At 72.3% G+C, this 15,163-nt stretch carries 1 protein-coding gene; it reads left to right on the plus strand.

Features of this window, described 5'->3' with window-relative positions:
• A partial coding sequence (locus tag ABZ319_RS37145) for an amino acid adenylation domain-containing protein (RefSeq protein WP_354991267.1) occupies positions 1–15,163 on the plus strand: 15,163 nt, incomplete at both ends.

Genomic DNA, 15,163 nt, shown 5'->3' on the forward strand with positions numbered 1-15,163 from the left:
GGCCGTGCCGCTGGTGGCCGGCCCGCGGCCCGCGGCGATTCCGCTCTCGCCCGCACAGCAGCGCATGTGGTTCCTGAACCGCTTGGCGCACACCGAGTCCGAGGGCGCCGCCGGTGGTTTCGACGCCGCCGCGGTCGACAACGTGGTGGCCGCGCTGCGGCTGCGCGGTGAACTCGACCTCGCGGCGCTGGCCGCGGCCGTCACCGATCTGGTGACCCGGCACGAGATCCTGCGCACCTACTACCCGCAGACCCCGGACGGGCCGGTCCAGGTGGTGCGCGCGGCCGCCGACTTCGACGCCGCCGCCGAACTCGACCTGATCCCCGCCGAGGTGACCGAGCAGGATCTGCCGCGGGAGGTCTACGCGGCCGCCGGGCGCGGTTTCGATGTGGCCGAAGGGGTTCCGCTGCGGCTGCGGCTGCTGCGCCTGGGCGTCGACGATCACGCACTGGTGCTCGTCGTGCACCACATCGCCGCCGACGGCTTCTCCCTGGGCCCGCTGGTGCGCGATCTGGTGCTGGCCTACGCCACCCGCCAGGCCGGCTTCGTCCCGGTCTGGGAGCCGCTGGCCGTGCAGTACGCCGACTACGCGCTGTGGCAGCGTGAGGTGCTCGGCGACGAGGCCGATCCGGAGTCGCTCGCCGCTCGTCAGCTCGCCTTCTGGACGAACGAGCTCGCGGAGCTGCCCGCTCAGCTCGACCTGCCCGCCGACCGGCCCCGCCCGGCCGATTCGAGCTACCGGGGCGCGACGTTCGAGGTCGAGCTCTCCGCCGAGCTCCGCGCCGCCGTCGACGCGGTCGCCGCCCGCGGCCAGGCCACCCCGTTCATGGTGCTGCACGCGGCGCTGGCGGCCCTGCTGGCCCGGCTGTCCGGCACCACCGACATCGCCATCGGCACCCCGGTCGCCGGTCGCGGCGAGGCTGCGCTGGACGATCTGATCGGCATGTTCGTCAACACCCTGGTGCTGCGCACCGAGGTGCGCGGTGACCGCTCCTTCGCCGAGCTGGTCGCCCATGCCCGCGAACGGGATCTGCGGGCCTTCTCCCATCGCGACGTGCCGTTCGAGCGCCTGGTCGAGGTGCTCAACCCGGTGCGCGCGCGCAACCGGCACCCGCTGTTCCAGGTGGCGCTGTTCATGCAGAACCAGGGCGTCACGACGCCCGAGTTGCCCGGCATGCGCGCCGAGCTGATCGACTTCGAACTCGCGTTCGCCAAGTTCGATCTGAACCTCAATGTGGTGGAACGCGATTCGGGCTACCGCGTCGAATTCACCTACGCCACGGATCTGTTCGACGAGCCGTCCGTGCGCGAGTTCGCGGCCAAGTTCGTGCGCCTGCTGAGCGCCGCCGTCGCCCACGCCGACCGCCCCGTCGGCGACATCGCGCTGCTGGACGGCAGCGAGCTGGACTACGTGCTGGAGAGCTGGAACGCCACCGGCGCCAAGGTCCCGGACACGCTGCTGCACGCCGGGTTCGACGCCCAGGCCCAGCGCACCCCCGACGCGGTCGCGCTGATCTCGGGGGAGCGGTCGTTCACCTACCGGGAGCTGTCCGAGCGGGCCAACCGCCTGGCCCGGCTGCTCGTGGCCCAGGGCGTCGGCCCGGAGTCGCTGGTGGTGCTGGCCATGGCGCGCTCGGTGGAGTTGGTCGTGGGCATGTACGCCGTGCTGCGTGCCGGAGCCGCCTACGTGCCGGTCGACCCGAGCCATCCCGCCGAGCGCATCGCCACCGTATTGACCACGGCCGCACCGGCGCTGGTGCTCACCACCGCCGCCGACGGCTTCGAGACCGACGCCGCGCCGCTGCTGCGCCTGGACGATCTCGACCTGTCGGAACACTCGGCGGCCAAGCTGACCGATCGGGATCGCCGCGCGCCGCTGCACCCCGAGCATCCCGCGTACGTGCTGTTCACCTCCGGCTCCACCGGCACCCCCAAGGGCGTGGCCGTGAGCCACCGTGCCATCGCCAACCAGATGGCCTGGATGCAGGCCGAATACGGCATCTCGCGCTCGGACGTGTACCTGCAGAAGACGCCGAGCACCTTCGACGTCTCGCTGTGGGGCTACTTCCTGCCGCTGCGGGTCGGCGCCGTCCTGGTGCTGGCAACCCCCGACGGTCATCGCGACGCCCGCTACCTCGCCGAGACCGTCGCCGCCCGGGGCGTCACGCTCACCGACTTCGTCCCCTCCATGCTCGCGGTGTTCACCGCGCACGCCGAGGCGAGCGAACTCGCTTCGCTGCGTGACGTCTTCGTCGCCGGCGAGGCTTTCCCGGTGGAGACCGTCACCGCGTGGCGCGCGCTCTCCGACGCGACCCTGCACAACCTGTACGGCCCGACCGAGGCCGCGGTCACCGTCACCTACCGCGAGGCCGACGAGCGCACCCCCGCGGTCCCCATGGGCGAGCCCGAGTGGAACACCCAGGTGTACGTGCTGGATTCGCGCCTGCGCCCCGCGCCGATCGGCGTGCCCGGCGAGCTCTACCTGGCGGGCGTGCAGCTCGCGCGCGGCTACTACCGCCGCGCCGACCTCACCTCGGATCGCTTCGTGGCCAACCCCTTCCACGCCGCGGGCGGGCGCATGTACCGCACCGGCGATCTGGTGAAGTGGACCGCCGACGGTGAGCTGGCCTACCTGGGCCGCATCGACTTCCAGATCAAGTTCCGCGGCCAGCGCATCGAGCTGGCCGAGATCGAGAGCGCCCTGCTGACCCAGCCCGAGGTCGGGCAGGCCGCCGTGCGGCTCATCACCGGCGACGCCGGGGATTACTTGGCGGGCTACGTGATTCGCGCCGAGGGTGGCGAACTCGACACCGCGGCCCTGCGCGAGCGGCTCACCCGCCTGCTGCCGTCCTACATGGTGCCGACCGTCGTGGTCGAGCTCGCCGAGTTCCCGATGGGCACCAGCGGCAAGCTCGATCGGGGCGCGCTGCCGGTTCCGGTGCTGGCCGCCAAGCGTTTCCGCGCGCCGGTCGACGCCGCCCAGCGCGTGGTCGCGCGGGTCTTCGGCGAGGTGCTCGGCCTGCCCCGGGTCGGCCTGGACGACGACTTCTTCGCACTCGGCGGCAGCTCGCTGCTGGCCACCCAGGTGACCGCTCGCGCGGGCGCCGAACTGGGCGTGCGGATTCCGGTCCGGGTGCTGTTCGAGGCGGGCACCGTGGCGGGCTTCGCCGCGGCCGCCGCGGTGCTGTCCGACGCCGCCCCGCGCCCGGCGCTGACCGCGCGCCCGCGCCCGGACCGGGTGCCGCTGTCCCCGGCCCAGCAGCGGCTGTGGTTCCTGAACCGCCTGGAGAACGAGCAGGACGGTCCCAGCCTCTACAACCTGCCCATGGTGCTGCGCCTGACCGGCGAGCTCGACGTCACCGCGCTGGAGCAGGCCGTGCTCGACGTCCTGGCCCGGCACGAGTCGCTGCGCACCAGCTTCCCGGCCGACGCCGAGGGCCCGTTCCAGCAGCTGCTGGACGCGGCCGAGGTCGGCCTGAGCCTGAGCCCGGTGCCGGTACGCCCGGACGAGGTGACCGGCACGGTCACCGCACTGGCCCAGGCCGCGTTCGACGTCACCACCGAATTGCCTTCGCGCATAGCGCTGCTGGTGCTCGACCACGGTGCGGACGCCCCGGCGGCCGACGAGTACGTGCTGGTGGTGGTCGTGCACCACATCACCGCGGACGCGCTGTCGCTGCGCCCGCTCGTCACCGACCTGATGATCGCCTATCACGCGCGGCTGACCGGCTCGGCTCCCGGCTGGGAGCCGCTGCCGGTGCAGTACGCGGACTACGCGCTGTGGCAGCGCGAGGTGCTCGGATCCGCGCACACCCCCGGCGATCTCGCGCATCAGCAGCTCGGGTTCTGGCGTGACACGCTGGCCGGTGCCCCGGCCCGGCTCGCGCTGCCGACCGACCGCCCGCGCCCGGCGCAGCCCCGGAACGTCGGCGACGCCATCGATTTCGCGGTGCCCGCCGAGATCGCGACCGGTCTGCGCGCACTCGCCCGCGAGCAGGGCGTGACCCTGTTCATGGTGGTGCACGCCGCCTTCGCCGCCGCCCTGGCCCGGGTGAGCGGCACCGGCGACATCGTCATCGGCACCCCGGTCGGCGGTCGTGGCGAACGCGAATTGGACGGTCTCATCGGCATGTTCGTCAACACCGCGGTGCTGCGCACCCCGGTGGACGGCGCCGCCACCTTCGCCGAGTTCGTGCACGCGGTCCGCGACATCGACCTGGCGGCGTTCGCCAACACCGAGCTGCCGTTCGAGCAGATCGTCGACGAACTCGTCACCGACCGCACCACCGGCGCGCACCCGCTGTTCCAGGTCATGATCAGCTACGGCGACAACGGCAACACCGCCGTGGATCTGGAGCTGCCGGGCCTGACCGTGCGCCCGGTCCCGCTGACCGACCCGACCGCGAAGTTCGATCTGCAACTGGTGATCGAGGACGGCACCGACGGCGCCCTGGGCGGAGCTCTGCGCTTCGCCGCCGAGCTCTTCGATCCGGCCTCGATCGAGACGCTGCTGGCCCGCTGGCAGCGCGTGCTGGCGGCCGTGGCCGCCGACGCCTCGATCCGGCTCGGCGCCATCGACCTGTTCGACGCCGCCGAACGCGAACGCGTCCTGCACACCTGGAACGCCACCGCCGCCGAGGTGGACGCGGAGCAGACCCTGCTCGCGCTCTTCGAGGAGCGCGTGCGCACCGCGCCCGACGCGGTCGCCCTCACCTTCGAGGGCGAGAGTCTGACCTATGCCGAGCTCGCCGAGCGTGTGCACCGGCTGGCCCGCTACCTGGTCGAGCAGGGCGTGGGCCCCGATGTGCCGGTGGCGCTGGGCATGCGCCGCTCGCTGGACCTGGTGATCGGCATGTACGCCGTGATCACCGCCGGCGGCGCGTACGTGCCGCTGGATCTGGATCACCCGATCGAGCGCACCCGCTACATCGTGGACACCGCCGCCCCCGTCTGCGTGCTCACCTCCGGCGCGGATCTGGAACCGCTGGGCGTGCGCCAGATTCGCATCGACGAGCTGACCGCCGACGCGGTGACCCTGGCCGGCTACGCCACCGCCCCGCTGACCGACGCCGATCGCCGCGCCGCCCTGCGCCCGTCGCACACCGCGTACATCATCTTCACCTCCGGCTCGACCGGACGCCCCAAGGGCGTGGCGGTCTCGCACGCGGCCATCGTGAACCGCCTGGCCTGGATGCAGGCCGAGTACGCCCTGACCCCCGCCGACGCCGTCCTGCAGAAGACCCCCGCCACCTTCGACGTGTCGGTCTGGGAGTTCTTCTGGCCCTTGCAGATCGGCGCCCGCCTGGTAATCGCCCGCCCCGAGGGCCACCGAGACCCCGCATACCTGGCCGAGACAATCGCCGACGAGCAGATCACGGTCGCCCACTTCGTCCCCTCGATGCTCGAGCTCTACGTAACAGAACTGGAAGCCCGATCCCCCGAGGTTCGCGGCGCGTCTCGTTCTGGACTGAGTGGAGCGGGGGAGCGAAGCGGAGGAGCGGAGGGAGGGAAGAACGAGACTTCGGGCGCCGCGAACGCGCCGGAGCGAAGCGGAGGTCAACGACTCCGCATGGTCTTCGCGTCGGGGGAGGCGCTGCCCGCTCCGCCCGCGCAGCGCCTGCGCGCCCTCACCGGTGCGGACGTGCACAACCTCTACGGCCCCACCGAGGCCGCGGTCGACGTCACCTACCACCGGGTGACCGACGCCGACACCCGCACCGTGCCGATCGGCCGCCCGGTCTTCAATACCCGTGTCTACGTGCTGGACTCGCAGCTGACGCCGGTTCCGGCGGGGGTGCCCGGCGAGCTCTACCTGGCCGGCGCGCAGCTGGCCGTGGGCTACGTCTCGCGTCCCGACCTGTCCGCGGATCGCTTCGTGGCCAACCCCTTCGGTGCGGGCGAGCGCATGTACCGCACCGGCGACCTGGTGAAGTGGACCGCCGACGGCGAGCTGGAGTACCTGGGCCGCACCGATTTCCAGGTCAAGCTGCGCGGTCTGCGCATCGAGCTCGGCGAGATCGAGGCCGCCCTGGCCGCGCACGAGTCCGTCGCGCAGGCGGCGGTGCTGGTCCACGCCGCCGAGCACACCGGTGAGCTGCTGGTCGGCTACCTGGTGCCCGCCATGCCCGGCGCGAGCGTCGACACCGACGCCCTACGCGGGGAACTGGCCGAGCGACTACCGGCCTACATGGTGCCCGCGGTGTTCGTGGAGCTGGCGGCCATGCCGCTGTCCGCGAACGGCAAGCTGGATCGCCGGGCGCTGCCCGCCCCGACCTTCGCGACTGCCGAATTCGTCGATCCCACGGGGGATTCCGAACTGCTCGTGGCCTCGGTCATGGGCGAGCTGCTCGGCCTGGAGCGGGTCGGGGCGGGGGACGACTTCTTCGCCCGCGGCGGCAATTCGCTCATCGCCACCCAGCTGGTGTCCCGGCTGTCCCGGGCGACCGGCCTCGCGGTGCCGCTGAGCACCGTCTTCGACGCCTCCACCGTGCGCGACCTGGCCGCGCGCCTGCTCGCCCTGGCCGACGCCGGCGAGGTGAACGCCGCACTGCCGCCGGTGGTTCCGCAGCAGCGCGGGGACACCGTGCCGCTATCGATCTCCCAGCAGCGCATGTGGTTCCTGAACCGCTTCGACACCGCGGGCGGCGGTTACAACCTGCCGTTCGCGCTGCGCCTGACCGGTTCGCTCAACATCGAGGCGCTGCGCGCCGCGGTCGGCGACCTGATCGACCGGCACGAGACCCTGCGCACCCTGTACCCCGAACAGGACGGCGTCGCCCGCCAGGTGGTGCTGCCCGCGGGCACCCGCCTGGTGGATCTCGAACCCCGCGAGGTCACCGCCGCCGAACTGCCGGTGCTCGCGGAAGGTCTGGCGCGCACCGTCTTCGACGTCACCGCCGAGGTGCCGCTGCGCGTGCGACTGCTGCGGGTGGCCGACGAGCCCGACACCTACGTGCTGCTGATCGTGGTCCACCACATCGCCGCCGACGGCTGGTCGCTGGCCCCGCTGACCCGGGATCTGGCGCACGCCTACGTGGCCCGTTGCGCGGGCAGCGGTCCCACCTGGCAGCCGCTGCCGGTGCAGTACGCCGACTACGCCATCTGGCAGCGCGAGGCACTCGGCTCGCCGGAGGAGCTGAACTCGGTGCTCGCGCGCCAGGTGCGGTTCTGGACCCGGCAGCTCGCCGGCGCCCCGGACCTGCTGGCCCTGCCCACCGATCGCCCGCGTCCCGCCGTGCACTCCAACCGCGCGGACGCGCGCACCGCGGTGCTGGACGCCGAATTGCACGCCGCCGTGGTGGAATTCGCGGCCGCGCACCGGGTGACCCCGTTCATGGTGCTGCACACCGCGCTGGCCGTGCTGCTGGCCCGGGTGTCGGGTACCGAGGACATCGTGGTCGGCACCCCGGTCGCCGGTCGCGGTGATCAGGCGCTGGACGAGCTGGTCGGCATGTTCGTCAACACCCTGGCCCTGCGCACCGCGGTGCCCGCCGGGGCGCGGCTGTCCGAGGTGCTCGCGCAGGTGCGCGACGCCGACCTGGCCGCCTTCGATCACGCGGCGGTGCCGTTCGAAACCCTGGTGGATGCCCTGAATCCGGTGCGCTCGCAAGCGCATTCGCCGATCTACCAGGTCGGCTTCACCATGCAGAACCTGGCCCAGCCGGAGTTCCAGCTGCGCGGACTCGGCATCAAGAGCCTGGACGCGGGCGTACTGCCCATCCAGTTCGATCAGGACTGGACCCTCAGCGATCACCACGTGGACGGCGTGCCCGCCGGGATCGACGTGCACCTGCACTACGCGACCGATCTCTTCGACTCCGAGACCATCACCGACTTCCTCGCCTGGTACGAGCGGGTCCTGCGCGCGCTCGTCGCCGATCCGCGCGTCACGGTGGGGGAGGTGCGACTGCTGTCGATGGCCGAGCGCGGCGGACTGCTGTCCGATCGCAACGCCACCGCGCGGGAGCTGCCCGAGGAGACCCTGGCCGAGCTGCTGGACCTGCGGGCCCGGGCGGACGGCGACGCGGTCGCCGTCTCGCTGGACGGTGCGTCCCTGACCTGGTCCGAACTCGCCGCCAAGTCGAATCGGCTGGCGCGCTGGCTGATTCGCGAGGGCATCGGCCCGGACGACATCGTCGGCATCACCGCCGAGCGCAGCCTGGACATGATGGTCGCGCTCTACGCCGTGGTCAACGCGGGCGCGGCCTACGTGCCGGTGGATCCGGCGCACCCGGCCGACCGCATCGCGCACGTACTGACCACCTCGGACGCCTGGCTCGTGCTCGCGGTCGGCGGGGCCACCGTGCCCGAGCTGTACGGGGTGTCCACGGTCGCGATCGCGGCGCTGGACACCGCCGAGTTCTCGGCCGAGCCCGTCGCCCCGAGCGAGCGGGTCGCCCGGCTGCGGCCGGACAACCTGGCGTACGTGCTGTTCACCTCAGGGTCGACCGGCCAGCCCAAGGGCGTCGGCACCAGCCACCGCGCCATCATGAACCAGCTGCGCTGGCTCGAGCACCGCTATCAGGTGACCGGCGCGGACCGGATCATGCAGCGCGCGCCGCTGGCCTTCGACGTCTCGGTGTGGGAGTGCTTCCTGCCCGCGCTGACCGGCGCGCCGCTGGCGCTGCTGAAGCCCGGCGGGCACCAGGATCTGGACTATCTGGCCGCGCGGATGCGCGAGCACGGGGTCACCATCGCCGAGCACGTGCCGTCGGTGCTGGCCGCGCTGGTGGCCGAGGGCCACGGCGACGCGCTGCGCTCGTTCCGGCATCTGCACACCGGCGGCGAGGCGCTGCCGGCCGAGCTGCTCGGCGCGCTGCGGGCGCAGGTCGGCGGCGCGGTGCACAACGCCTACGGCCCGACCGAGGCCGCCATCTCGGCGATCTATCACGAATTCACCGACGCCGACCCCGATTACGAGGTCGCCATCGGCCTGCCGAACTGGAACACCCGGGCCTACGTGCTGGACGCGCGCCTGCAGCCGGTGCCCACCGGCGTGATCGGCGAGCTGTACCTGGCCGGTGATCAGCTGGCCCGCGGTTACCAGGACCGCGGCGGGCTGACCTCCGAGCGTTTCGTCGCGGATCCGTTCGGGGTGCCCGGCGCTCGCATGTACCGCACCGGCGACCTGGTGCGCTGGAACCGGGCCGGTGACCTGGTCTACCTGGGCCGCAACGACTTCCAGGTCAAGCTGCGCGGTCAGCGCATCGAGCTCGGTGAGATCGAGGCGGCGCTGCTGGCCGGCGGCGGGGTCGCCAACGCCGCGGTGCTGCTCGATCGCGACAGCGCCGGGACCGAATGCCTGATCGGCTACGTCTCGGGCACGGAGATCTCCGCGGAGGCGCTGCTGGCGCACGCCCGTTCCGCGCTGCCGGCCTACATGGTGCCCGCGCATCTGGTGGTGCTGGCGGACATGCCGCGCACCAGCGTCGGCAAGCTCGATCGCAAGGCGCTGCCCAAGGTCGAGTTTACCGCCGCCGCAACGGCTTACCGCGCACCGCGGGACGGCGCGGAGTCCATGCTGGCCGGGCTGATCGGCGAACTGGTCGGCGGTGCGCCCATCGGCGCGGACGACGATTTCTTCGATCGCGGCGGCAACTCGCTGCTGGCCATGCGGCTGGTGGCCCGGATCAACGCCGCCTTCGGACGTGACATCGGCGTCCGCGCGGTCTTCGAGGCCCCGACCGTGGCCGAGCTCGCGCGCTACGTCACCGGCGCGGCCGGTCGCACCCTGCCGCCGCTGCTGGCGGTGGAGCGCCCGGAGCGAATTCCGCTGTCCGCCGCCCAGACTCGCATCTGGCTGCTGAACCGTCTGGACCCGGCCTCGCCCGCGTACAACATCCCGTTCGCGGTGCGCCTGATCGGCGACCTCGACGAGGACGCGCTGCGCGCCGCGCTGGCCGACGTCATGGCCCGGCACGAAGTGCTGCGCACCATCTACCCGATGGACGCGGACGGCGAAGGCCACCAGGTGATCCTGCCGCCCGAGACCGTCATCGACCTGCCCGCCGAGACGGTCACCGGTTCGGTGGTCGAGCGGTTCTACGAGTTCGCCGCCACCGGGTTCGACGTCACCGCCGAACTGCCGCTGCGAGCCATGTTGCTGCGCGAATCGGACTCCAGCCACGTGCTGGTGGCCGTGCTGCATCACATCGCCGGCGACGGCGCCTCCACCGATCCGCTGCTGCGCGACGTGATCCTGGCCTACCTGTCCCGCGCCGCGGGCGCGGCGCCGGCCTGGGAGCCGCTGCCGGTCCAGTACGCGGACTACGCGCTGTGGCGTTCGCAGGTGCTGGACGAGGTCGGCCCGGCCGAACTGGAGTACTGGCGCGAGACCCTCACCGGCCTGCCGGACGAGCTGACCCTGCCCGTGGATCGGGTGCGCCCGCCGGCGCCGTCCTTCCGCGGCGCGGTCGTGCGCGGCCGGATCGGCGGCGGGGTGGGCGAGCGCGTGCGCGAGGTGGCCAAGCGGCATCACGCGACGCCGTTCATGGTGCTGCACGCGGCGCTGTCCACACTGCTGGCCCGGCTCTCGGGCACCGACGACATCGCCATCGGCACCCCGGTGGTCGGGCGCGACGAGCCGGCGCTGGACGGCCTGGTCGGCATGTTCGTCAATACCCTTGCCCTGCGCACGAATCCGGCTCGGGACCGCACCTTCGCCGAGCTGCTCGCCGAGAGCCGCGCGGTGGACCTGGCCGCGTTCGCGCACGCCACCGTGCCGTTCGAGCAGGTGGTCACCGCGCTCGGGGTGACCGCCGATCAGTCCCGGCACCCGCTGTTCACGGTGACGCTGAACTACCTCGACCTGGACTCCGGCACGCACGCGGTCCCGGGCCTGGTGCTCGAGCCGGTCGAGTTCGACGACACCGTCGCGAAGTTCGACCTGACCTTCTCGGTCGGCGAGGAACTCGACGCCGACGGCAACCTGCTGATCGAGATCGTCTACGCCACCGATCTGTACGACGAGTCCACCGCCCGGGACCTGCTGCGCCGGTTCGCCCGGGTGCTCGGCACGGTCACCGCGGATCCGTCCCGCACCATCGGCAGCGTCGAGGTGCTGTCCGAGGGCGAGCAGGCCGCCATCCTGGCGCGCCGCGGCCCGGCGGCGCTGCCGCCGCGGAGCCTGGCCGAGATCCTGCACGCGGCGGTGGATCTGGATCCCGAGGCCACCGCGCTCATCTACCGGGGCGCGCACGTGAGCTACCGGGAGCTGGACGAGCGGTCCTCGCGCCTGGCCCGGCTGCTCATCGAATGCGGCGTCGGGGCCGAGGAATTCGTGGCGCTGTCGGTGCCGCGTTCGGTGGAATCGGTGGTGGCGCTGTTCGCGGTCGCCAAGACCGGCGCCGCCTTCCTGCCCGTGGATCCCACCTATCCGGCCGAGCGGATCGGCTTCATGCTGTCCGATTCCGGTGCGGCCGTTGGCATCACGCTGCGCGAGTACGTCGACCGGCTACCGGGCGACACCTGGATCGTGCTGGACGACCCGATGATCGAGGAGCATCTGGCCGCGCTGTCCGGGTCCCGCCTGGACGCCGCGGAACTGGTCCGCCCGGTGCACACCGACAACGCCGCCTGGATGGTCTACACCTCCGGGTCGACGGGCCGGCCCAAGGGCGTGGTGGTCGGCAACGCGGGCATCATCGGTATCGCCGCGGTGCATCACTCGCATTCCCCGACCGACGCGAATTCCCGCGTGCTGCACCGCACCTCGCCCAGCTTCGACGCCAACATCCTGGAACTGCTGATGGCGCTCCCGGTCGGCGCGGCGCTGGTCGTCTCGCCGGTGGAGATCATCGGCGGCGCGGAGCTGCGCGAACTCATCGAATCCGAGGGCGTCACGCACGGCGTGTTCACCCCGGCGGTGATCAACACCCTGGATCCCGAGACCCTGGCGGGCATGCCGTACCTGATCGTCGGCGGCGAGGGCTTCGGCGCGGACCTGGTCGATCGCTGGGGCGGCACCCGCGAGCTGTACAACGGCTACGGCCCGACCGAGATCACCATCATCAGCCATCAGAGCTCCCCGCTGCGCCCCGGCGAACGCGTGGTGCTCGGCGATCTGGTCGACGGCCAGTCCGCGGTGGTGCTGGATCCGCGACTGCGCCCGGTGCCGGACGGTTCGGCCGGTGAGCTCTACCTGCGCGGACCCGGTCTGGCCCGCGGCTATCACGGCCGCGCGGCGCTGAGCGCGGACCGCTTCGTCGCCGACCCGTACGGCGAACCCGGCGGCCGGCTCTACCGCACCGGCGACCTGGTGCGCTGGGTCGCGCGCGCCGGCGAGATGACCATCGAATACCTGGGCCGCACCGACGACCAGGTCAAGGTGCGCGGGCTGCGGATCGAACTCGGCGAGATCGACTCCGCGCTGGTCGCGCACGAGGACGTCGACTTCGCGGTCACCATCGGTCACACCGGCCGCAGCGGCGACGTCTCGCTGGTCTCCTACGTGGTGCCCGCCGCGGGACGCGTGGTGGATCCGGAAGAGCTGCGCGCCTTCGCGGGCCGCTCGCTCATCTCCTACATGGTCCCGGCCGTGATCATGGTGATCGACGCCATCCCGCTCACCCCGATGGCGAAGCTGGATCGAAAGGCGCTGCCGGAGCCGGTGTTCCGCACGGCGGCCTTCCGCGCACCGGAGTCCGAGGTGGAAACGGCCGTGGCCGAGACCATCGCCGAACTGCTCGGCGCGGAGCGCGTCGGCCTCGACGACGACTTCTTCGCTCTCGGCGGCAACTCACTGAGCGCGGTCAAGCTCTCGGCTCGGCTCTCGGCCCGGCTCGGGGTCGAGGTGGCCATGCGCACGGTCTTCGAGCATCCGACGGTTGCCGCCCTGGCCGCCACCGTGGACGCCGAATCCGTCGCGCTGTGGGCGGTGCCGCCGCTGGTGCCCCGCACCGGCAACGACCCCGTCCCGCTGTCGCTCTCGCAGCAGCGCATGTGGTTCCTGAACCGCTTCGACGGCGATTCCTCGGCCTACAACATGCCGATGGCCATTCGGCTGACCGGCGCCCTGGACATCCCCGCGCTCGAAGCCGCCATGGCGGATCTCGTGCTGCGGCACGAGGTGCTGCGCACGGTGTACCCGCTCACCCACGCCGGGCCGGTGCAGGTCATCAAGCCCGCCGGCGAGGTGGAGCTGCCCGCGCTCACCCCTGTCTCGGTCGCGCCCGACGAATTGTTCGGCGTCATCACCGAATTCGTCTCGGCCGGGTTCGACGTCACCACCACCGTGCCGATTCGGGGCCGCCTGTTCGCCCCCGCGGGCACGACGGACGAGTACGTGCTGGTCGTGGTCGTGCACCACATCGCGGGCGACGGCGCCTCCATGGCCCCGCTGGCCCGGGACGTCATGACCGCCTACGCCGCCCGGCAGTCCGGGCAGGAGCCGGGCTGGGCGCCGCTGGCCGTGCAGTACGCCGACTACGCGATCTGGCAGCGGGCCCGCCTGGGCACCGAGGACGATCCGCGCTCGCTGCTGGCGCGCCAGCTGAAGTTCTGGACCGCGGCCCTGGCCGGTCTGCCCGATCAGCTCGAACTGCCCGCCGACCGGCCCCGGCCGCCGGTGCTGTCCACCGCGGGCGGCTCGGTCGAGTTCGATCTCGACTCCGATCTGCACGATCGCCTGGTCAAGCTCGGGCGAGCCAATGGCGCAACGCTTTTCATGGTCATGCACGCCGCGTGGGCGTTGCTGCTGGCGCGCCTGTCCGGCACCTCCGACATCGCGGTCGGCACGCCGGTCGCGGGCCGGGGCGAGGACGCGCTCGACGATCTGGTCGGCATGTTCGTCAACACCCTGGTGCTGCGCACCCGGGTCGACACGGGCGCCGGTTTCACCGGGCTGCTGGCCGGGGTGCGCGAGGCCGACCTGGCCGCGCTCTCGAACGCGGACGTGCCCTTCGAGCGGCTGGTGGAGGCCCTGGATCCGGTCCGCTCCACCGCCCGGCACGCGCTGTTCCAGGTGGGCTTCTCGTTCAACAACACCGAGACGCCGGAACTGGAGCTGGCCGGATTGCGCATCGGCGCGGCCGATTTCGAGACCACCATCTCGCAGTTCGACCTGCACCTGGTGATCGTGGACCGGTACACCGCCGACGGCGCGCCGGACGGGCTCACCGCCCAGCTCACCTACTCGACCGCGCTGTACGACGAGAGCACCGCGGCCGCGATCGTGGGCAGGCTGCGCACCCTGCTCAATATCGCGGCGCTGACCCCGGAGCTGCCGGTCGGCGACTACGACCTGCTGGCCGTTCCCGAGCGCAAGCGAATCCTGCGCTCCTGGAACGACACCGCGCACGCGGTGGACGCCACGGCCACCCTGCCCGCGCTGCTGGCGCGGACGGTGGCGGCCGCACCCGCGCGCATCGCGCTGGTGGGCGACGGCGCGGGTTCCCGCACGGAGGTCACCTACGGCGAGCTCGACGGCCGGGTGAACCGCCTCGCGCGGCACCTCATCGCCATGGGCGTCGGCCCGGAGGTCCGGGTCGGCCTCGCCCTGCGGCGTTCGGTCGATCTGGTCGTGGCCATGTACGCGGTCGCGGTCGCGGGCGGGGTGTACCTGCCCATCGATCCGGATCAGCCCGCCGATCGCATCGAATACATCCTGGACACCGCCGATCCGGTGACGGTGCTGACCTCCGGCGACGATCTGCCGATCGACACCGCGCAGGTCCGCATCGATCTGCTGGACTCCTACGGTGAGCTGGCGGGCTACTCGGCGGCTCCGGTGTCGGACGCCGAGCGGCGCGCCCCGCTGCGGCCCGAGCACGCCGCGTACGTCATCTTCACCTCCGGCTCGACCGGCCGGCCCAAGGGCGTGACCGTCACGCACGCGGCCATCGCCAACCAGTTGCAGTGGAAGACGGCGGAATTCGGGCTCGGCGTGCAGGACGCCGTGTTGCTCAAGACCCCCGCCACCTTCGACCTGTCGGTCTGGGAGTTCTGGTCCGCCGCCGTCGCGGGCGGTCGCCTGATCATCGCGGCCCCCGACGGGCACCGCGATCCGGACTACCTCGGGGACCTCATGGTCCGGGAGAACGTCACCACCCTGCACGCCGTGCCGTCCATGCTGGACGCGCTGCTCATCGCCGGGACGGGCGGGGCGGCCGCGCCGTTGCGCCGCGTGCTCGCCATCGGCGAGGCGCTGCCCGCCGCGGTGGCCCAG

The organism is Nocardia sp. NPDC005978, from assembly GCF_040614455.1.
Taxonomy (GTDB): Bacteria; Actinomycetota; Actinomycetes; order Mycobacteriales; family Mycobacteriaceae; genus Nocardia.